The organism is Shouchella oshimensis (genome assembly GCF_002019765.1).
GTDB classification, from domain to species: domain Bacteria; phylum Bacillota; class Bacilli; order Bacillales; family Bacillaceae_D; genus Shouchella; species Shouchella oshimensis.
On the sequence record NZ_KV917380.1, the window covers coordinates 3,301,208 to 3,322,920 of the forward strand.

A 21,713-nucleotide genomic window follows, 5' to 3' on the forward strand; every position below is an offset into this window, starting at 1 on the left:
CCGTACACTGATTGAGTGTCATAATTTTTTTTGAGAGGATGATTTGTATGAAGCACTACTTCGTCAGTTTCGTTTTTATTTTTTTCTGTTTCTTTCTTCTTCCACCTGCAAATGCAACTGCTCAGCAGCAAGAGTTGTTTACTGTTTTTACTCAACATGATCAACAACACTGGCAAATGTCAAACGGGTGGCGCAATAATGATCCCTTTTTCGGCTGTCACTGGCGGGCCGATCGTGTTAATTTCCCTAACGGGCAGTTAGAACTCTCCATTCGAAGTAACCCTTCTTTGGCCGCCCCCTATTCTTATGAATGTGCCGAATACACCACTCACGACTTTTATGGCTATGGTTTATATGAAGTATCAATGAAGCCATCAAATGTGCCGGGTATGATTTCTTCTTTTTTCACCTATACAGGTCCATCGTATAATGGAGATCCGTGGGATGAGATTGACATTGAATTTTTAGGAAAAGATACAACAAAAGTGCAATTTAACTATTACACGAACGGAGTTGGGAACAACGAAATCTTACACGATTTAGGCTTTGATGCTTCCCAAGATTTTCATACGTATGCATTTGATTGGCAACCGCACTCCATCACGTGGTATGTCAATGGGGTGCCAATTGCAACTCGAACGGAAAACATCCCAACAACACCAGGAAAAATAATGATGAATTTATGGAACACATATGGAATCGACGAATGGGCAGGACGGTATACAGGTGAAGCCACCCAAGCAACCTACGAGTGGGTTCGATACACGCCAAGTACGTTTGCACGAACTGTTCACTAACCGCTGTCATGTTGCTGAAGCACGCACATTCTTCTCATAGATGAAACTGCCAGCCAAAGAATGAACTATTTGCGCTCCCTACAAGAGTTTCTCGTAACAAGGGATACAGGAATCTTGACCGACATATGCGCTTTCTTTTTATTTGCCATTTGGTCCATTATTAATGTAGCGGCTGTTTTCCCAATCAATTTCGTATCTTGCCGTATCGTTGTCAAGGGTGGATGTACGTATTCTGCGATTTGGATATCGTCGAATCCCACAATGGAGATATCATTAGGAATGGTTAAACCTGCTTCGTATATTGCTGCCATCGCTCCAATTGCCATTAAATCACCTGCTACAAAAACGGCCGTTGGAGTGTCTTTTGCAGCTAGCAAGGTTTCCATCGCTGCTTTTCCCCCCTCGTATGTAAAATAACCGCCATCAACAATATAGTCTTTTGGAATGAGCAACTGGTGTTTTTCCATCGTTTGCTTATAGCCTTGAAGCCGTTCCTCTCCAACATAGAGCTTTTTATGTCCAGAAATATGGGCAATTTTTTTGTGCCCTAGAGTAATGAGATGATTCACAGCCAATTCAGCACCATAGAAGTTGTCGCTATAAACAACGCTGACTCCGCGTGTATCCAAGTCGATCACAACAGAGGGTATATCGGAATTGATTAATCTTTGAAGTTCTGGCGTATGACTAGAACAGACAACAACAACGCCATCAACACCACGATACATAAAGTGATCTAAATACGATCGCTTCTCTTTACCAATTTTTCTTGAAGCGAATAATAAATCATATCCTTCAATTTCAACCGTTTTCTTGAAATTTTCAATAACCGCATTAAAAAAAGGATGCTCAAGACCATTTCCAGCATCTTCGACAAACACAACCCCAATCGTCCATGATTTTTTGGTTGAAAGAGAGCGAGCATTTGAACTCGGCAAATAACCTAGTTCCGTTACAGCCTCATTAATAATTTTTTTTGTTTTTTCGCTTACGTCATTTCGTTTATTTAACACTTTAGAAACGGTACTAATAGAAAATCCCGTTTTCTTTGCGATGTCGTATATCGTTATCATTGCTTCTCCTTCCTACCTTTTTTACGGGACAGGGGTATTTTTTTTGTATTGATTAAAAGTAGTAAAATTAATGCTCATGATCACATAAGCAAAGACGCTTACGCCAATAAGTAAAAATGCTTTTGGATAGAACATCGCAACTAGCGCATAAGCAATGAGCCAAAACAACTGCAAGAACGATTTAAATGGATGAGCAAAAACCATCCCAAAAGCAAGCTTCAAATAGTGAAAGAGACGATGATCAAAGTGAGCCATAACGGAAAATAAATTGACAAATGTCATGATCGCTACTGCAGTGATACTAAAAATGACTACATATAAAAAGAAATGAATGGACGCTTCATAAAAGTATGAAACGAACTGATAGTTGACATAGATAATATAGAACACGCTGAAAAACATAGCACCATATAGATTTGCTCGTATAAACGCTTCTTTATAAAATGTTAAAAAACTTTTCATAAGAGGCAGGTCTTTCTTCCCGCTATTCCACTCTCTCATCATTCGGAAAAGCGCAACAGTAGCCGGCATAAAACCAAAAACACCGAGTCCGAGCAAAACAAAAAAGCACCATAAAACATTTAACGCGACGAATGCATAAATCCGTTCTGCCACTTTTATTACGATACTTGTCAACACTTTTCACCTCCATGATTGAGGCTGACAAATAGCCAGCCTCCTACAACTCAACTCTTAACTGCACCTTCAGACAAGCTTTGAATAAACAAGCGATTAAAGAGTAGAAAGACAATTAGTAACGGAACCGTTGCCCAAAATGTTCCTGACATTAACATACCATAATCTAATTGACGAGCATCATTTAATGAACGAAGCGCTACTTGTAGAGTCTGCATAGATGGATCTCTCAGTACTACTAGTGGCCAAAGGAAATCATTCCACACGGTCATAAACACAATAATGCCTAATGTTGCGAACGCTGGCAACACGGTTGGTACAACAATATTCCAATAGGTACGAAAATGCGAGCAACCGTCAATTCGAGCCGCTTCAATAATTTCAAATGGTACGGCTTCTTTAATATATTGTCTCATCCAAAAGATCCCAAATGCGTTAATAAGTCCTGGGATGATGATTGCTTTAAAATCATTTAACCATCCTAAGGACGTAATAATATAATACTGCGGGATTAAACCGAGCTGTGGTGGTACCATCATCGTTACCAATATAGCTGTAAAGAGAAAGGCTTTTCCTTTAAATTCAAGTTTCGCAAATGTATATCCAGCAAGAGAGCACAATAGCAACGTCCCAACCGTAACAGCGGTTGCGACAAAAAAACTATTCCACATTGCCCCAAAGAAATCAATGTTGTTTAGGACTTTTTGAAAGTTTGATACTAAATCTGCTCCCGGTGTAAATGGAGGTGGCACTTGATTAATTTCACGGTTAATACGAGTTGCCATAACAAACATATAATAAAACGGAAACAGGGACGCGAGTGAACCAGCAATTAAAAATAGATAGACAAACAGTTTTTGAACAGAAAATTTTCGTTTCCCATGATTCTTTTCCTTTCCCATTGCCTAACCTCCTATCCGACTTTTTTAGACCGTCCCATTCGACTTGTAATAAGTAAATTCACAACTGTTAATACAATAATAATAAAGAATAGAGCAATTGCCGCTGCAGAAGCAGTGCCAAATGAATTATAGACAAACGCATCCCGCCATAAGTAAGCAACCATTGTAATACCTTCTTCTCTTAAATTACGACCAAGGAAGATAAGTGGTTCAGTAAATAATTGCAAGCTTCCGATGGTTGCAGTAAAGACGACAAAAAGTGTAATTGGTTTTAACATCGGCAATGTAATTAAACGTATTTGCTGACTAATTGTCGCTCCATCAATTTTGGCAGCTTCATATAATTCTTTCGGAATACTTTGCATACCTGCTAAAAAGATTATGGTGTTGTATCCAACCCAACGCCAAAACACCATTGTTGCAATTGCTAGTTTCACTGGCCAATATTCCGCATTCCATCTGATTGGGTCAATATCAGCTAAGCTTAAAAGATAGTTCACAAAACCAAAGGGCTGGTTGTTAAAAACGACTCCAAAAATAATCGCTACTGCGACGACAGACGTAATGTATGGTAAAAAAATAATCGTGCGAAATGTATTTCTAAACTTTATTAACGCCGAATTTAAAGCAAAGGCAATTAATATAGCGAAGATAATTTGTGGTAGCGTTCCTAATAGACCAATAATAAAGGTATTTAGAATAGAGGAGTAAAAAACAGGATCATTGAAAATAAATTGAAAATTTGCTAGACCCACATACGTCATCTCTCCAAGTCCATCCCACCGGAAAAAAGCTAAGTAGAAGCTAAACACCATCGGAAAAAGCCCAAAAATTAAAAACAAAATAAAAAATGGTGAAACAAAGAAGTACGCAGCTAATGCTGTACGTCTTTTCTCTCGATTGCCTTTTGGCTTTATGTTTGGGTCTATTTGAGTTGATTGAGCTGCCTTCAACGTTAAACCTCCCTACTGGTTTTTTTAAGAGTAGTAAAAAGGATGACTCATTAACATGAGAGCCACCCTAAAATCGCAAAGATTAACGGGCTAAAATACGATCTATCGTATCTAAAGAAGCCGACCATTCTTCATCGCGATCATCACCAGCAGATACGTTATCTATTGCTTCTTTTATGACATCATCAATCGAATAGTAGTTGCGTCCTTTATAAACAGGAATAACTTGCTGAGCTGCTTCTGAGAATACTTGTGCTGTTGGAATTCCACCGAAATATGCATCTTCATAATTAATGAATTCGTCCATCTCGTACACCGCTGGGGCTGAAGGGAACAATCCATAATCTAAAAATGATTTTAGCTGTTGCTCTGGAGCTGTTAACCACGAAATAAACGCATATGCTTCTTCTGCATGCTCAGATTCACTTGGAATCGTCAAAAACGATCCTCCCCAGTTTCCTGCTCCTTCTGGCATCGTTGTAATCGACCAAATACCTTCTTCAGGACTATTGTCTTTAATAACCCCTTGCATCCAAGCTGGGGCAAGCATCGTTGCATAAGAACCATCAGCCATACCTGCAAACCACTCTGGTGTCCATAGCGGAATATCTCCTGCTAAGTCTTGATCAAAGAAATCAGCTGTATAGTCATACGCTTCACGTATTTCTGGATGATCATCTATAATTAACTCTTCATCAGTATTGAAGTATTGCTGGGAGGCTTGGTCTCTTCTCGCATTGTAAATAAGCTCACCTGCATCCGTCATAAGCTTTCCTGTTTCTTCATAAATTTGCACAGCCACTTCTTCATAAGCATCCCACGTTGGAATTAATTCAGAAACAGCCTCAGGCGAAGAGTCAAAACCTGCCTCTTCAAACACATCTGTGCGATAAAACATAACGGTCGGACCAATATCTGTTGGCAAACCAAACACAAAATCACCAGACGCACTTTCACTATTGTTCCAGACCCAGTCTAAAAATTCATCTTGAACATCTCCAGCGCCTAGGTCATATAAGTTGTTGAATGAATCTTCCGCTGTTCGGTACCGCTCAATTTGCGCTTCCTCAATCATCGCGATATCAGGTGCGCCAGTATCGGCAGAAATCGATGTAAACAAATTATCATGCATATCATTCATATCGCTATTTTGAAGATTAATGGTAATGTCTGGATTTTCTTCTACATATTCCTCAATTAATTTATCATATCCAGTATTTCCAAACTCCCAAAAAACCAATTCAATATCCCCTGAACCGATCGTTTCGCTCGTTGTTTCCCCTTCTACACTTTCACTACTACCGCCATCATCACCGTCTGAACCTCCACAAGCTGCCAATAAAGAAACTGATAACAAAGGTGCTGCACTGTAAATGAACCATTTTTTCATTGCCATTTCCCCCTCTAATCATTGAATGAGTACTGCATAAAAGACAACCAGAAAGCGCTTTCGGAAAAGAGTTTTAATTAAGCGCTTACAAAGAATGTCTACATACAACTGTAACTACTTATTAAGTAATATTCGCTGTAAGACTTCTACGAAACCGCTTTCGTAAATAATTATATAGGGCAGGTTTCTATTTAGCAATACCTTTTTTATCGGAACGTTCAGAATGGCATGATCCATCGTCTAAACTGTTGATTGGTTAGGTGTACATATGCGTAAAACAAACAAATTAAAAAGACATTCACTTCTATTTTTCGTGCTTATTATCTGCATTTATTATGACTGCATGCGGTGATGCTGCTGATGCCATCCCTGAACCTAAGGACCCTGACCAGAGGTAGCTGAGAAAGAGAATGTGAAACCTACGTATTCGGAAATGGACACCAGTGAATTGGAAGAGAATGCGGTGCTAATGGGTATAAGTGGAATCAGTGATGAAAATACATTTAGTATTCTCAATGATGAGAGAGAAGAAGAATTTATTAAATTAGTAAACATTGAGGCGCCAGATAAAGATGATCTCGGGTATGAACAACTAGCGGTGGATGCAATAAGCGCAGACACAAGGAATTTTATTTATTTAGAAAAAATAAGTGCGTAAAAGAAAGTACCTTTAGTGATACTTTCTTTTCTCTTTAGAAAAATTAACCTTTCCAGGCTTATCGAGTGCAATTCTTTTTTTATGATGCAAAACATCTTATTTCCCTTCAATTGTTACACGATTATTAGTAGTATCTGGACTATCTATTACGAAACCAATAAATCCTTCATCTACACGTGATAGTAACGCCGTCTGTTCGCCAATACTTAATCCTGAATATGTTGTATCAAATATTCTTTGGGAGATCATCCCTCCGTTTATAGTAAGTAAATTTTTTGGTTCGTCCTCAATAGATGTGAATGTGATGTCCTCATTATTAACTTCAAATTGATCTCCTTTTTCTTCCAAGGATGCTATGTATTCTACTTCGCTTGAGAGACCGCTTTCCCAATACAAAGATTTTAAATCATAAGTTATTATATGGTTGTAATCTTCTTCTAATATAAGAGAGATTTCTTTTGTATTCTGACCAAATTCATCTAAAGTTATATCTAATGTATACTCTCCTTCACTTATTCTTGTTGCATGTTTTTCGACTTGTTTGATTAACTCATCATCGGTTAATTCATTAACTTCCTCAAGTGTCAGTTTATCCTCGTCATTAATATTACCGTAACTTGTTAAATTTTCATCTGAAAAAACAAAAAGAGCACGAATAGAACTTTCTCTCGATGGCGTATTGCTAGTCTCTATCCAAACAGAATATTCTTCAAAGCCATCACTTATCTTCTTGAAATCTTCTGGTGAATAGTCTTGTCGTCCTTCATTCGCTTGAACCTCGCTAGAATTCTCTTCGCTACCACACGCCCCTAAAAGCGATAGAGCAGTAATCGTTGTGAGTATCACTAAACCGTTTATCTTTTTAATCATTGGATTAACTCCCCCTCAATTAATTAAGTCAACATTCCACTCAACATTACTATCGACTTTATAAGAGGACTTGTGAAGAAAAAAACAGCATTAATGGGGGAATTTACCTTATTGAAGGCTGAAACTAGCTTTAGTCATGGAAAGATAGAAATACCTCAACGAAGTTGTAACAATAAAAAACAACAAACCTTCCCGGCAAGCCGGGCGATGAAGAACTTGATTAAAAACATGGAGGGGGAATAACACATGACTATAATTTATGCAAAAGTACAAATCTATGTACCTGATGAACAAGTAAATATGTTGGTTCTGACACGTGATGCTTATCAAAAAGCTTGCAATTGGTTATCTAAATATATATTTGAGACGAAATGTTTAGATAAATTTTACCTTAATAAGTTGCATTATTCGAGTTTACGAGAACGGTTTAATTTAAAAAGTCAAATGGCTCAATCTGTAATAAAAACCGTCGTCGCCTCGTACAAGTCTAATAAGTCGAATAAGCACAAGTGGTCTTTAGTTCAATTTAAACGTCCATTAATTGATCTTGTATGGAAACGCGATTACTCACTAACTCAAAATCAATTTATTGTAAACACACTTGGTGGTCGGCTAAAGCTAAACTATGAGCGGAAAGGTATGAAAAAATACTTTAATGGTACTTGGAAATTCGGCACGGCTAAATTAGTGAGTAAAGATAAAAAATGGTTTTTGCACATACCGATGACTAAAGCATTTCCAGTGTTAGATACGTCGGAAGTGACGAACATAGTGGGTATTGACTTAGGGATTAATTTCTTAGCGACTACTTACGATAGTCAAGGGAAGACTACTTTTTATAGTGGTGGTGTTATAAAACATAAGCGTGGTCAATATAAAGCTATACGTAAACAACTACAAATGAGACAGACACCTTCTGCTTGTAAGCGGTTAAAGGAAATTGGTTCAAGAGAAAGCCGTTTTGTCACAGATGTAAATCATCAAACGACAAAGGCAATCGTTAATCAATATCCGAGAGGTACACTGTTTATTTTAGAAGATCTAACAGGTGTCCGTTCGGCTACTAAAAAAGTACGTGTGAAAAATAGATATGTGTCTGTGTCATGGGCATTTTATCAATTTCGCCTGATGCTTGAGTATAAGGCTGAATTAAATGGGCAGAAAGTAATTGTAGTTGATCCGAAGTATACATCCCAAACATGTCCTAAATGTGGACACATTGAGAAAGCAAATCGAAATAAAAAGCTACTCATTTTTAAATGTAAAAATTGTCAATACCAATCAAATGATGACCGTATTGGTGCTATGAATCTACATCAAATAGGAATGAAACAGATTGGTGTAGTTACTGCAGGAGTATAGCTCTTGCGGTAGGGGCGAAGTCAACCGTCCTTACGTTCCACCACCTCAAGGTAGGAGAGCCCAGCTCATTAGCACTACTGGGTAGGAACAAGCGTAGTTGTTTTCTATGAGGATAGAAGCACTGTAAATTTAACAGACGCAAACTCAGATTTAGTGAATCCTAAAAGGTCATTAAATCTAGAGTGTTGATCAGCCAGCCAATAATTCCCGTATCGTCAGATAAAATATCGGCATACCCAAGCAATGAGCCCGCGTTTCCGGCTAACTAAGAGACTATCGCTATTTTTTTCCTCAAGCATTTGTAACCTGTTATCCAAGAGCTAATATAGTGATCATGTATAAATTAACAATACCACCCCAGCAAACACTGTTTGTTGGGGTTTTTATTTTTAAACGAAGGTGTACACGGAAAATATCTTCAAAGTAAAACATGATAAGTAAGAATTCATATTTTAGTTTCACTTTATTTGGATTTTCTTATTTGTTTTTGAACTTGTATTATATAAAGCTGAAACGTCATTCATATTCAATTGATTGTGTTTAATTATTGATTCGATAACTTCTAGACCTATCTTTACTGAGAATTGTTTTTTTTCTTCAGCTAAAAACTGAGTTGAAGCATAGTTATATAAGGACTTCAACTTAGGAATTAAGAAACTATATAAATAAATCACAAAAAAAGGAATTTCATCTTCTGCATCAAGTAGCTTTATCTTTTCAGACAAATTTACAAACGTTAATATACTTGCTATATCAATGTTTACCCTCTTTGCTTCTATGGAGCAGAGAGGGTTTTTGGTTCAAGTTGGTGCAAATCAGCTTGAATCTCACAAATTACTTAAAAGTGTTAAAGCATCGGCATCTTGCTGATGCTTTTTTCTGGCATTGTTTAAGAACATTCGTTTGATTATTTGTCATCTGGGTATAGTATTGATAGTGTTATTTTCAAAGGAGTTTTCTTTTTGTAAAGTTCAGTCCCTTGAAACTCAGTATCAAATACAGGTTATGACTTTCAGATCATATAGCCAATTTACTATTTTGAAACGTGGAGGAAAAACAATGACGAAAGTTTCGTGGTCAAGATTAATGTTCTTTACAATGGTGATGTTTGTATTAACTTTGGCAGCATGTGGAAATGGTGATACTTCAGACGAAGAATCAACGGATAACTCGGATGCTGATACAGAAGAAAGTGTTGACGAGGGCGCTGATGAAAGTGCAGAGTCTGAACCAAAAGTTACTGAATTTGAACCAGCTTTTCCAGAACAAACAAGAGCACCTGCAGTAGAGACTGAAGCAGAACTTGATGTGGAAGTTGTTGCTGAGGGTCTTGGCGTGTCTTGGGGTATGGAAGAATTTGATACAAATCGCTTACTTGTTACGCAAAGAGATTCAGCAGAACTTCTGATTGTGGACCTTGAAGATGGCTCTGTTTCAGATCCAATCGAAGGTACACCAGAAGTAAATAGCGAAGGTCAGGGTGGTTTACTTGATGTAACCATTGCGCCAGATTTTGACGAATCAAGATTAGTATTTATGACGTTTGCTCAAGATATTGAAGGTGGTACTGTAACGGCTGTCGGTAAAGGTGTTTTATCAGACGACGAAGCTTCACTTGAAGATTTTGAAGTAATCTTCCAAGCAGAACCAGCATATGAAGGTAACTTACACTATGGTGGACGTATTATCTTTGACGATGAAGACAACCTGTTCTTAACAACTGGTGAACGTTCAGATGATCCAATTCGCGAACGTGCACAAGACTTAGATGCTTACCTCGGTAAAGTCATTCACATTACACAAGATGGAGAAGCAGTAGATACGAATCCATTTATTGAAGATGAAGATGCATTAGATGGTATTTACAGCTACGGTCACCGTAATATTCAAGGTGTGGACTTCCACCCTGAAACAGGAGACTTGTGGATTGTTGAATTCGGTCCACAAGCTGGGGATGAGCTGAATATTATTGAACCAGGTAATAACTATGGTTGGCCAATTGTTTCCTATGGGATCGAGTACAGTGGTGAATTAATTAATGATGGTATTTCAGAACACGAAGCGCAAGGCTTTGTTGAACCAAGATACTATTGGGATCCAACAAGTGCACCAAGTGGGATGTCATTCTATGATAGTGACGCCATTCCTGAATGGGAGAACAACTTGTTCATCGGTGGTTTAGCGTCAAGCTATATTGCACGTGTCGTGATTGAAGATGACCTCATCGTTGGAGAAGAACGCCTACTAACTGACGAAGGCGAACGTTTCCGTGATATTCTTGTAACGGAGGATGGCGCACTTATTGCCATCACTGATGGCGGTAAGATTTATAAGATTGCTGCAGCAGGTTAAGGTGACGCTGAATCATTTATTATTCTCTAAAAGCACCTAACCTTATATGTCGATGTCATTAACGTAAGGTGCTTGAAAATAGTAAAGAAGCCAGGTGTTCATGGAAATCCATGAATGTCTGCTTCTTTTTTTAGCTAAGAAAGTCGTAGAATAGAACCTCACAGGAGTAGTCAGATAAGAAGATGAAATTAGATAATCGGCGTACTTTGAACCGACATCCATTTAATTCAAAATCACAATACCACCCCGACAAACAGTGTTTGTTGGGGTTTTTATTTTTAAACACCACACACTTAAAAGGACTCATTCCTCGAATGATGTATTATAGTAGATACCACTCAGCGATCTTTGTATCAAGGTGGGTGAATTACAGGAACATTACATCCGATAGAACCATTGAGGAATAAAAAAATTATCGAGGTGTCCTGTGAACTATTTTCGAGAATTAGATCGTTTAGCATAAAAACTGCAAAAACGTATACGTTGGTACAATATTTTTATAAAGGGGGATGAAAAATTACCTAAAAAACATAGACGAGATAAACAAAAAGCAATTTATTGTCATGGTTTTTTCTTTTTGGTCATATTACTTCTCTTTTTTTTAGTATGCGGTGCAATTATGAATATGAATATAGCACTCGATCTTAAAGTTTCCTTAGGTATAATTCTTTTCCCGTCAGTACTGTTCATCCTTTCTTTATCATTGAAGCGTTTTATGGTAAAGATCGTTAAGTTATATCCCCATGGTCATAACGAGAAATTTTATGAAGTCACTGAGCATATAGCTCAAATTGAAATAAAAAGCTGGATAACCAATAAAGGAATCACTAAGGAACAAATTGAACTACAACTACTCCCCTATCTAGATAGAATACTTATTGAAAAGAACAGATTTTCATTAAAAACGATTGTACATCTCGTTCTAACAAGCTCTATCTTAACTGTATCCATATTCTTAACAAATCTCATGTTGACTGTATTTAGCTATACGTCAGCTTATGAAGAGGCGAGCCATCTCTTTTATTTAATAGTAATTATATTTTTTGTAATTTTAATCGTAGGTTTTGTCATAATAAGCATATTTTTTTCTTTCTTTGAACCACCGTTATCTGAGCGAACGTATTTAATAATTCAAAGACTTTTTTGGCAAGAAATTAGCAATAAAAAGAGTTCTATCTTGAAGGTTGAAGATTATAGAATTCCCTTCTTTTTATCAAATAAAAGAGATCTTTTTCGATAATTCTGGTCTCTCACCGACAAGTTAAGCATAGCTCATCACGAGCTATGCTTTTATCCATTTCAGTGATGAGTATCGCACCATCCACACTTAAACAGAAAAAAAGTAGCCAGTCGACTACCCATTAATTGAAGCTTCATACATATAATCAAACCATGTTCACTTATCCAGAATCTGTTATAAAATACACACTTAATAAATAAATTACAATTTTTACACTAATATGTTAAAATATTTAACTGAAACGACAAAAATTAGGAGGATTGTGTGTGGAAAATATAAGAGACTATCAACTGAGGATTGACGAGCATATAAGAAGCCTGGGTGGTTACTGGAGATCCATATCTGCATTGGCAAGATTGAATGAAGAGGTGGGAGAACTCGCAGAAATCTTATTAGAACCAGAGTTAGATATGGAAGAGCTGGCAATGGAATTAGCGGATATTTTTGTGATATCTACTTGTATATCGAACCAGTACTTAAACAGATTAGATGAAGAGTACAAACAGGTGGGATTACCTAGAGCAATAAATGAACTATCTATTTTAAATTCTGAAGAGAAATCCGCTGAAGATATGTTCTTAAATATTGTCATCGCTTCAGGGAAAGTTTCACGCATTATCAACCATTACGAGGGAGACAAAAAGAAAAAGAAAACAGAAACAGTGATGACTCTTGGTTGTGAAATATCGAAATTACATAGAGAGCTCTTCATAATCTCTAAATATCACAATATTAATTTATTTAAAAATATAGATAAAGTTCTAGAAAAATCTGTTCATCGTGATAAAAACAGGTTTGATATCGCACATGATCCGATTACTGAACCCTCTCTGAAAAACTTCCAAGGTATAGTATTTAATACAAAATGCAGTTTTGCGAGGACTGCGAAAGTTTGGGGTAATTATGAATGGGATGAAATGTTGAGTTTTGAAAGAAACATTCAAAATAGCCTTCCTTCATTGATAAGGTTTACAAAGGCTGCGGATGCGGAAGGGTTAGATGGGTATGTATTTGAAATTAAAAATTCTAATCTAGAGGACAGTTTTGACGGACTTTGTTCGGTCTTGAAGAATACGATGGATAACCTATCTGCCTTTGACCCAACTGGAGAAAACGTTATGCAAACGCAAATAGATCATAGTGACTGGCAATTTACTTTTAATGGTGTGAGACTTTTCACTACAACCTTTGCTTCTTTTTATCCAAAAAACCATCCGAGATACTCTCCTATAGAGGGCTCTTACTTTATTTTTTTACAACCCGAGTTCTCATTTGACCACCATGGAATTCATAAGGGAAACGAGAAAAGAGACAACATTAAGGACTCTATCAGAGATAAATTTATCAAGACAGGTGGTTATTATGACATTGATTTGATAAAGCAACCAATTGAAGCTTATAAATACATTAAACCGCTTGAAGTTGGTTCTGAGCCAATAGCATGGTGGTAACATGAAAATAAGTAACCACACAAAAGCCATCTTCATTGCCATATTTGTTACTTTCTTATGGTCGACTTCTTGGGTTTTTATAAAGTATGGTTTAGAAGACATTCCTCCGTTAATATATGCTGCTCTGAGGTATGGAATAGCTAGCCTGTGCTTACTGCCATTTTTGTTTTTTAAAAAGAACCTCTTTGCCATAAAAAATTTGTCCAGGAAAGATTGGATTTTAATTGCAATTTTGGGTCTTACACACTATACGTTCACACAAGGTGCTCAATTTGTCGCTTTAGATCACCTTCCAGCTTCAATGGTTACTCTCTTACTAAATTTTACGACTGTGCTAGTAGCTCTAATGAGCTGGACTTTTTTATCTGAAAAATTATCAATGAAGAAATGGATTGGTATTGCAATAAACGTAACGGGAATCATTATATTCTTCATTCCAAATGGTAATTTAACTTTGAGTATATTTGGTCTGGCCATTGCTTTAATAGGAGTATTCTTCAATGCTGTTTCAAGTCTTTTAGGTCGGAGTGTAAATAGGGCAAAAAAGATCCCAGCAGTCGTTATAACGTGTTTGAGCATGATTGTTGGGTCCGCACTGCTCTCCCTAACCAGTCTATCAGTTGGAGAAACGATGCCGAGCCTTGGGTTTAACCAATGGTCTCTGGTAATCTGGCTAGCAGTTGTTAATACTGCTTTTGCATTTACACTCTGGAACATTTCTTTGAGAGAACTAACCGCAGCTGAGTCAAGCATTACGACAAATACGATGCCTATACAAATAACATTAATGGTTGCGATTTTCTATGGGGAACGGGTTTCAACAATTGAAATCATCGGAATCGTTCTAACTTGTGTTGGCACCTTCTTAGTTCAATTTAATTTCAAGAAAAAAGCCAAAAACCTTAATGGACAATATGATCCGCTGGTTTTAAAAAGGAAGGTATAGCTCATGACATACTTAATAGGTATATCAGGAGGAAGTTGCTCAGGCAAATCAACGTTCTCTGAGTTATTAGCTCGTAAAATAGGTTTTACTGATGCTTGTGTATTGAGTATGGACAGATTTTATAAGAATCCAGTTGGGAGTGAACTGCACTCGATTAATTTTGACCGAATTGAAGCTTACGATACTGATTTATTGTTCCGTTGCTTGCAAGAGTTTAAGAAGGGGAAACGCTCCGATATCCCTTTTTATGACTTTATCACTAGCACAAGGACGCACTATGAGGAATTTTTTCCGAAGAAATATATCATAGTCGAAGGTATTCTTTTATTTAACATAAAAGCTTTGAACAATATGTTTGATTTGAAAATTTTTTTAGATTTAGAACCAGATGTTCGTCTTGCAAGAAGGGTGCTTAGAGATGTAACTGATAGAGGAAGAGAGTTGCGAAGTGTAGTTGAACAGTATTTTCTGTCGGTCAAAAAGATGCATAATGATTACATTGAACCAAACAAATTAACATCAGATATAGTTCTAGACATGCAAGATGAAAGTACTTCTCTAGATATTGCGCATAAATTGGTACTCACATTGAATGAGAGAAGAAATCCTACCGCGTGTGACATTTAGAAAAGGATTGGACTAAGCCCTGTTCAAATGTGGATCTTAATCCAAAAGATTTAAAAAAAGCACTCGAATTAGAGTGCTTTTTCTTTGGTCTTCTTTAACTAACATCCCCTAAGACCAATAGCAAGACCAATCCCTAAAGGAATCGTTTATAGCAACAAACATTCTCCTCCCTAATAAAAATTCTCCCTATAGAAGATATACTCATATTGCACCGGTTAGTTAAAAAAATGGCAATCGGTTACATTAAATGTTTTGTTTTTAAAAACGTTGCAATGTTGTCGTGATCTGGGAATATAATTTTCTGATTAATCCCCATTCTATCTAAGGTTCTGAAGACTTTTTCTTTATCTTTTATCACGAATTCAATGTCACTTTCAATTTTACTAAAACTAATGTATCTAGGAAAATCTATAGCATAATGAGTAAGTTGAAAAAGAAAAGTTCCTTCTTGAGATTTCATTCTTCCTGATCTCATCGCGGGATGATCCACTATAAGTGGAAATACAATGTCAAAACGATCTTTCAAACTTAAATATCTTTCAGGTGTACCTCCCCTTGAAAATAGATCTTCTAGTAGGAACATAATTTGAACTTTAATTAATGTTAAAGTAATTATTGTCTTCTTATCTAGACTGTTGTGTTTAAAAGGTAGTTCTAATACTAAGTGTGGAAATGGGCTGCCTGGAGAATTAAATGTGTGCTTGTATGTATTTTCATCATTAATATAAGAACGATCATAATTAAAATATTTATCAAATTGATTAATGATTTCCCCTACGGTTACACTTGAAAAATCATTATTTGACTTTAAGGCCTCATTTAAAGCATGTCTCACTGTAGATTCTAGATACTTACCAACTTCTTCATCATAGTTTTGATTCTTCCACACATGTTCCTGTGCAGATAAATTTTCCGCACATTCTATTATAAGTTGATCTTTAATAACATTAGGAAGTTTACTCATAGTAATGTACAAGTATTTTGTAAAATCGTTATTAAAATAAAAATCGTTCAAAGTCATTTTATCTTTCTTTTTAAATTTAGAAAAATCAAGAAATCTTCTCTTGTCGAAAACATGCACCCTCGCTTCATTCTCTTCAAAATTTGAACTAGTTGCAAAAAATAATGCTGTGCTTGGGTTAGATGTAATATCGACTAGAGGTGTAGGTAGTCCATGATGTTGAGCATAATGCATGAAGTTATCTCTTTCTATTTCAGAAATATCATGAGCTATCTCTAAAAAATATTCGTTTAATGCTTTCTGATATTCTATATACACCTCTTTCTCTGTGAATAAAGAATTATGTGGTCTGTACGCAGAAGCCATTACTTTTTCGTAGGTTATACTCGGTTCACCTCTAAAATAATGTTTATCACCGTCCAAGTTTTCTAAAGCCGATATGTATTCCTGAATAGTGTTGATTTCAACTCTTTTTTTCAATGAACCCACCTCATATATTAATAGTAACTATTCTTTTTTAACAACCAAAACTATCTCTATAACCAAAAATAAAATACCAACAGAGTAGCCTTAACTACTTCTTTCACTTAATTATAAATTAAAAGTTCACACAACTAAAGCGAGTACCAGCAAAACAAAAAAGCCTCTCCTGTGAGATTAGGAAAAGGCTTTGTTTTACTAATTCAGTTAAGTAAACATATTACATATTACGTAACAGGTTTAACATTTAAACCCCATTTGGATATCACTTGAAAAGACCAAATTGTCAAATCCTCGACGCAAATAGTATCGACACTTCTCTTTGTGCTCCAATAGTGTTTTTAATGCAATCGGAACTTCTTGTTTAAGTAGGTCTTCATAATCCGCAATCGTCGATTTAGTCATCCCACCGAGCAGCGTATAATCAGAGCTTTCGAATTGGTTAAAACCACGGTCAGTAAGCATTCGGTCTATGCTGTTATAAATGAAAACCACGCTGACCCCGTTGTCATTTAGCTGATCAAACACATCACGAACATATTGTTTAATCCCAGGGGCTAACTGTTCAGCACCATGAAGTAAAACAACATCTCCTTGTGATAAATTTCCAACTGAGAAACCAAGCGCATTGACGAATTGAGCCACGAGAAGTCTTATATTAAGAGTGATTATATAGCGAGAAAAGAAATGCTGGAGTATGTGTTGTTTAAAGCCTTATCGCTCAAGTTTGATGAATTCATCGTCCCACAAGCCTCAGCGTATCTCCTAGATCAATATAGAGAGAAGAATAACCCTATCCTCGATTTCTGGAATGAATTAAACGAAGAGTTTAAATGGGACCTGATACCAAAGCAATTCCTTTATGATTTGTATGTAAAGTGGTTTGAACGTAGCAACCCAAGTGGAACCGTTATTGGTCAACGGACATTCTTTGATCAACTCTCTCCTATTATTGATGCAGATGGCAATTGGGATAATCACATCGGTGCCGATAAAACGAATATACGAACAGGAACGAAGATGGATACCGATGAACCGCTTATCTTTGAATATGGACTCGATAAGCCCTATCGGAATGGCGCTCCTTCCCCCTGGGTCGATTCGAATTACAACGGAACAAATAAGGGGAAAATTAAATCAATTTACAAAGAAATCAAAGTACTGTGGGATAGTGAGGCGGTAGTGACCGAATAAAAATCCGCTAAGCATATGCTTAACGGATTTTTTTTGCGATATAAATAAAATTAAGCGTACTACCTCAAACATTATGCAGCTTTTGTATACACTCTAAGTTTATCCTTTTCAATTTTGTAAGATGAAATGTAATCAGATTCCACCAATTCGCTTAAAAGCGCTTGATTCCATTCGTTATCATCAAGGGTTGGCTTCCTTCCATTCTCTGTAATGCTTTTATAAGGTTCGCCTAACTGTTGTAGCAGTCCAGTAATTGTTTGATGCTCCAAGTATGGTATCTGGCTAGTCAGAAACATGATTTTTAGACTTTGTTGCCCTCGAAACGAAAACAGCACTTCTGTCAAATCTGAATTAATCTCCAAACGTGATTTAACTATAAACTTAATTAATGTCATCACTAGCTCACGTGATCCTTCTTCCTTCAAATCTGAAACGAGCGATTTTGAAAGAATGTAAAGTAACTCCTCTTTATAGGCATTGGTTTTTTGTGAATTGAAAAGAGTTTCGAAATCGTGTATATCTAACTCATATTTGTCCTGGTCGTTAATAAAGTTAATAAAGCTTGTAATGTTCTCTTCAATTAATTTAACATGTAGACTAGGGTGTTTCTCTTTTAAATCCTTATAATTCTCTACTGTTAGGGTCAATACTTTTAGTTCAATTAGGATCTGTACGCGTTCTTCAGATAACTTATCTGTCGAGTAGAAATCCCAATGGATAACACTACTTGCTAATTTTTTATATGAAGAATTCTTAATACCTTCAATTTCAATAATTGCGCTTGATACTATATCACGGTCAACTTCATCTATTGTTTTAACATCAGATAGATTCTCTTTGGAAAGTTCATCTGCACGGTGCGTATCATTTAGATAGCCAGTCATTGTTTCATTGAAGCTTTCTACCGCTCTATAATAGTGTGAAACATTATGCCAACTGATTGAGAGCTTGTCTTGTGCAAATAAAACCTCCCATAAATCTTGATCAACCTCGGTCACATCTTGAATGCGTACAGTTTGTTGATGAACAATTTGCTCCTTCAAGTCTCTGTCCAGTAATTCCTCATTTAATAACTCTATTATCATCTCTTCTGTTTCTTGATGTATTTCTGCATCTAGCAGCACTCTGCGGACATACTCGTTTATATTTTGATCAACATAAGCAATCACGCCTTCCATATTCGCACCTTTGATTTCCGAATAAGTTAAGTTGTTGACCTTACCTTGTAAAATATCAGACAGTGTCTCCTTATTAATTTGATATAAATCTTCCTGCACAGCAAAGTTAAACACATCTTCCTTCTGTCTAAGATGCTCTGTAGTTTTAAATTTCACCTGAAGCTCACGGAGAATAGCTTGCTCCTTTTCGATAGGTAAGTTCTCCGATACTCTATGGTAATTTGTGAACTCTGAGAGGTAGTTTGCTAAGTGATCCTTTTTATTTAACTCACCAATGTCTGACACATCAGCAAAAGTTAAGATGTCAGTTAAAAAGGCCTGAATGTCTTTTTCTGGCAGGTTAGAACTCTCCTCGATGTAAACCCACATGTTGCTCCATTTATGACAAATATGTTTGATAAAAGTCTCCTTATGATTTGTTCTTTCTTTGAACACTGTAATAAATTCAAGAGTACCTCCCTCTTCATTTGTTAATTGAGAAAGTATAAAGCTCACATGTGCCTGAAATTCTTTTTTCTCTAATACAAAGTCCAATAAATCATAATTGAGGATCTCTCGCTGTTTAAATTCACTTAATCTAAGTCGAGAGATAACGCTACCAATATTATTTAGAGAGTACGAAAAACCACTCTCTTTGTAGTTCTTAACATTAAGAATAAAATCCATATCATTCTTTGTTAGACTGCCTGTGTGAAAACGAGAGATATAATAATTGTATGTATCATCAATATACCCATGACGAACGAGATAGATGAGTAAATCATTATTTAACAAATCTTCTGGAAAAATATCTCTACCGCTTTCTGCAATTAGTTCTTTTAGGCTTAGATCATTGACATCTGCTCTCTCTCTCTTTAATTTTGAAAGCTGATTTTTATAATCTTCTACTTTACCCTCTGTTCTATCTTGAATTCTTGATTCTCGTTCAAAGTAATTTTCCTTTGTTCCAAACACTGTTGCAATAGCAGATTTTTTAGAAATTCCCTTATGCCTTTTATGGTTATTTCCAATATTATAATCAACTCTTTCCGAGTTTCTTAATTTCTCAAAAAAAGGTGGTTTAATTGAGTAGTTGCTTCTTCCGAAATCCTCTCCTTCTAACTTAATGTGATAAACATTAGAAGGGCTAACTTTTGCATTCAAACCATTCAAATAAATTAGCTGTAATTCCTCAATAGAGTTTAGTTCTTCATCCGTAGCCGCTATTATTCTTTTCTCTATATTGTTTATTTCCTTGTCTAATGACGACAATCTTTGCTGAATAATCATACCCCTTTGATTTATCATTTGATAGACGAGGCCTTGATTGTATTGGAGTTGTGAAAAATCAACTGGATGTAGGTTTTTATAGATAATTAATCCGAACAACTTATTTGCATCGAGTGCAATCTTTCCTCCAAGCTTTTTCATATAAATGTCAAATTCGTTATATATATTCTTTAAAATACGCATATCATCAATATAAAGACTTATATCCTGAAGTAAATCAGGATTTATATCATCTTTATACGATGAACTGTTAATTTTTTCACTTAGTTTTTCTGCAGAATTAGAACTATGTATAATAGGAACTATTGGTATAATAAGGTCGAAAAACTTTGTCCGATTGCGACTCTGCTCAATTGTATCAACTTCTTCTTCTCCAAAGATATCATCCTTAATCGCATAAATGAAAACCACACGTCTATTTACAAGTTCGGAATTGTTAATAAGTGAATTAAGTTCTCTTAACCGTTCGAAAATATCTAAACTATCAAATCGATCTAAATCCTCGAAAAATACAACATCATATTTAGTTGATTGAAAAAAGTAAAGTATCTCATCAATAAATCGATCAAAAATTGAATCCTTATCCACTCTTTTTTCCATTTCAATTGAAGAATTGGCCAGTGTCACCTTATTAAAGTTGATATTTCCCCGCAAAGATCGATATAATTTGCTAATAAAAAAAAACGCATATAGGCTAATAAAAGCGAATAACAAAAGCGCAAATATAAGTGATATTGTTTCTTCGCTCTGGTTTAACAATGAATTTTCAAAGATTGATCCGAAGAGGTTTGGTAGAAAAAAATAGATAAGCCCTGCAATAAACAGCATAAATAAAAAGACTTGTTTAATTGTCGTTCCATTGTCTACGTGTGTAATTTTTCTGAATCTCGAAAACGGAATGGTTTTAGTTGAAACTCTGTAAATCATCTGCTGGAGAATACTCTTCTCTAACGCTCTATGTTTTTCCATGTGTTCTTCATCTTGAAAATTATTAGATGTGTTATTACTAAATGTGGCGAGTGAGATGTTTAAGAAGTGATAGGTATTGTCATGATTCTTTTCAAAGGTTTTCAGAATACTACTTTTTCCAGAACCATATGGACCAGTAACTGCAATGTTATATACTTTCTTATTTTCTAAACCAGACCTAATAGCCCCAGCGTAGATACCGTTTTTATCAACGTCATCATCGGGCGTTAAATCATCATATAGAGGTGTCACAGGAAGGTCTTTCAACTTACCAATAACCTTCTCTAATGAGCGGACTATCCATTTTTTAGATTTCACTTTCCACTGATTCAAATATTAACCTCCCTAAATTATTTAATCTTTATTTAACTAGATACTTATTGCATACTTTCACATAAATTTTAT

The 21,713-nt window shown here is 36.0% G+C and carries 18 protein-coding genes; 9 read left to right on the forward strand and 9 right to left on the reverse strand.

Translation table 11 applies throughout. The annotated features are described in order from the left end of the window. Nucleotides 1-38 precede the first annotated feature (38 nt). Nucleotides 39-797 (forward strand): beta-glucanase, encoded by a 759-nt coding sequence (gene bglS, locus BK583_RS16650; protein WP_078440230.1) that lies wholly within the window; start codon nucleotides 39-41, stop codon nucleotides 795-797. 65 nt (nucleotides 798-862) lie between these two features. Here the strand turns inward: bglS and BK583_RS16655 are convergent, their stop codons facing one another. From BK583_RS16655 to BK583_RS16675, 5 genes are all read right to left on the reverse strand, one after another. After that, nucleotides 863-1,870 carry a LacI family DNA-binding transcriptional regulator gene (locus BK583_RS16655; protein WP_038477332.1) on the reverse strand — a complete coding sequence of 336 codons (1,008 nt, stop codon included), beginning with the start codon at nucleotides 1,868-1,870 and terminating at the stop codon, nucleotides 863-865. A gap of 21 nt (nucleotides 1,871-1,891) precedes the next feature. Continuing rightward, nucleotides 1,892-2,506 (reverse strand): YesL family protein, encoded by a 615-nt coding sequence (locus tag BK583_RS16660; RefSeq protein WP_038485249.1) that lies wholly within the window; start codon nucleotides 2,504-2,506, stop codon nucleotides 1,892-1,894. 50 nt (nucleotides 2,507-2,556) lie between these two features. Then, nucleotides 2,557-3,408 (reverse strand): carbohydrate ABC transporter permease, encoded by an 852-nt coding sequence (locus BK583_RS16665; protein WP_038477329.1) that lies wholly within the window; start codon nucleotides 3,406-3,408, stop codon nucleotides 2,557-2,559. A gap of 11 nt (nucleotides 3,409-3,419) precedes the next feature. Continuing rightward, complete coding sequence (locus BK583_RS16670; RefSeq protein WP_206698866.1) at nucleotides 3,420-4,361, reverse strand: carbohydrate ABC transporter permease; 942 nt, start codon at nucleotides 4,359-4,361, stop codon at nucleotides 3,420-3,422. 82 nt (nucleotides 4,362-4,443) lie between these two features. After that, entirely contained in the window at nucleotides 4,444-5,751 is a 1,308-nt protein-coding gene (locus BK583_RS16675; protein ID WP_055735593.1) for an ABC transporter substrate-binding protein, read from the reverse strand. A gap of 412 nt (nucleotides 5,752-6,163) precedes the next feature. On the opposite strand from BK583_RS16675, the gene BK583_RS16680 reads away from it, so the two are divergent. Beyond that, entirely contained in the window at nucleotides 6,164-6,409 is a 246-nt protein-coding gene (locus BK583_RS16680; protein WP_139366202.1) for a hypothetical protein, read from the forward strand. A 96-nt stretch (nucleotides 6,410-6,505) separates the two neighbouring features. On the opposite strand, the gene BK583_RS16685 is transcribed toward BK583_RS16680, so the two are convergent. Then, on the reverse strand, nucleotides 6,506-7,279 hold the full coding sequence (locus BK583_RS16685) for a hypothetical protein (RefSeq protein ID WP_055735591.1): 774 nt from the start codon (nucleotides 7,277-7,279) through the stop codon (nucleotides 6,506-6,508). 72 nt (nucleotides 7,280-7,351) lie between these two features. Here BK583_RS16685 and BK583_RS20860 point away from each other — a divergent pair, with 72 nt between their 5' ends. From BK583_RS20860 to BK583_RS16715, 6 genes are all read left to right on the forward strand, one after another. Next, on the forward strand, nucleotides 7,352-7,522 hold the full coding sequence (locus BK583_RS20860) for a hypothetical protein (protein WP_160319275.1): 171 nt from the start codon (nucleotides 7,352-7,354) through the stop codon (nucleotides 7,520-7,522). 3 nt (nucleotides 7,523-7,525) lie between these two features. Next, nucleotides 7,526-8,641, forward strand: coding sequence for an RNA-guided endonuclease TnpB family protein (locus BK583_RS16690; RefSeq protein ID WP_055735590.1), 1,116 nt, complete (start codon nucleotides 7,526-7,528; stop codon nucleotides 8,639-8,641). 1,059 nt (nucleotides 8,642-9,700) lie between these two features. Continuing rightward, nucleotides 9,701-10,993 carry a PQQ-dependent sugar dehydrogenase gene (locus BK583_RS16695; RefSeq protein ID WP_055735588.1) on the forward strand — a complete coding sequence of 431 codons (1,293 nt, stop codon included), beginning with the start codon at nucleotides 9,701-9,703 and terminating at the stop codon, nucleotides 10,991-10,993. Nucleotides 10,994-12,499: 1,506 nt separating this feature from the next. Further along, nucleotides 12,500-13,684: a nucleoside triphosphate pyrophosphohydrolase family protein gene (locus BK583_RS16705; protein ID WP_055735586.1), complete on the forward strand. Its 1,185-nt coding sequence runs from the start codon at nucleotides 12,500-12,502 to the stop codon at nucleotides 13,682-13,684. A gap of 1 nt (nucleotide 13,685) precedes the next feature. Beyond that, nucleotides 13,686-14,630, forward strand: a complete 945-nt coding sequence (locus BK583_RS16710) for a DMT family transporter (protein ID WP_055735585.1) — start codon at nucleotides 13,686-13,688, stop codon at nucleotides 14,628-14,630. Between the two features lie 3 nt (nucleotides 14,631-14,633). Beyond that, the gene (locus tag BK583_RS16715; RefSeq protein ID WP_055735584.1) at nucleotides 14,634-15,257 is read left to right on the forward strand and encodes a uridine-cytidine kinase; all 624 of its coding nucleotides are present in this window, start codon (nucleotides 14,634-14,636) and stop codon (nucleotides 15,255-15,257) included. Nucleotides 15,258-15,495: 238 nt separating this feature from the next. Here BK583_RS16715 and BK583_RS16720 read toward each other — a convergent pair whose 3' ends face one another. After that, nucleotides 15,496-16,698 (reverse strand): FRG domain-containing protein, encoded by a 1,203-nt coding sequence (locus tag BK583_RS16720; protein ID WP_055735583.1) that lies wholly within the window; start codon nucleotides 16,696-16,698, stop codon nucleotides 15,496-15,498. Between the two features lie 240 nt (nucleotides 16,699-16,938). Continuing rightward, on the reverse strand, nucleotides 16,939-17,343 hold the full coding sequence (locus BK583_RS16725) for a hypothetical protein (RefSeq protein ID WP_055735582.1): 405 nt from the start codon (nucleotides 17,341-17,343) through the stop codon (nucleotides 16,939-16,941). A 57-nt stretch (nucleotides 17,344-17,400) separates the two neighbouring features. Here BK583_RS16725 and BK583_RS16730 point away from each other — a divergent pair, with 57 nt between their 5' ends. Then, the gene (locus tag BK583_RS16730) at nucleotides 17,401-17,892 is read left to right on the forward strand and encodes a primase-like DNA-binding domain-containing protein (RefSeq protein ID WP_055735581.1); all 492 of its coding nucleotides are present in this window, start codon (nucleotides 17,401-17,403) and stop codon (nucleotides 17,890-17,892) included. A gap of 71 nt (nucleotides 17,893-17,963) precedes the next feature. On the opposite strand, the gene BK583_RS16735 is transcribed toward BK583_RS16730, so the two are convergent. Then, entirely contained in the window at nucleotides 17,964-21,641 is a 3,678-nt protein-coding gene (locus BK583_RS16735; RefSeq protein ID WP_055735580.1) for a YobI family P-loop NTPase, read from the reverse strand. Nucleotides 21,642-21,713: the final 72 nt, after the last annotated feature.

Excerpts from the sequence above, each read along its gene's own strand:
- BK583_RS16710 (WP_055735585.1), top strand. The coding sequence starts at position 13,686 with ATGAAAATAAGTAACCACACAAAAGCCATCTTCATTGCCATATTTGTT.
- BK583_RS16655 (WP_038477332.1), bottom strand. The coding sequence starts at position 1,870 with ATGATAACGATATACGACATCGCAAAGAAAACGGGATTTTCTATTAGT.
- BK583_RS16695 (WP_055735588.1), top strand. The coding sequence starts at position 9,701 with ATGACGAAAGTTTCGTGGTCAAGATTAATGTTCTTTACAATGGTGATG.
- BK583_RS16715 (WP_055735584.1), top strand. The coding sequence starts at position 14,634 with ATGACATACTTAATAGGTATATCAGGAGGAAGTTGCTCAGGCAAATCA.
- BK583_RS16690 (WP_055735590.1), top strand. The coding sequence starts at position 7,526 with ATGACTATAATTTATGCAAAAGTACAAATCTATGTACCTGATGAACAA.
- BK583_RS16685 (WP_055735591.1), bottom strand. The coding sequence starts at position 7,279 with ATGATTAAAAAGATAAACGGTTTAGTGATACTCACAACGATTACTGCT.
- BK583_RS16665 (WP_038477329.1), bottom strand. The coding sequence starts at position 3,408 with ATGGGAAAGGAAAAGAATCATGGGAAACGAAAATTTTCTGTTCAAAAA.
- BK583_RS16675 (WP_055735593.1), bottom strand. The coding sequence starts at position 5,751 with ATGAAAAAATGGTTCATTTACAGTGCAGCACCTTTGTTATCAGTTTCT.
- bglS (WP_078440230.1), top strand. The coding sequence starts at position 39 with ATGATTTGTATGAAGCACTACTTCGTCAGTTTCGTTTTTATTTTTTTC.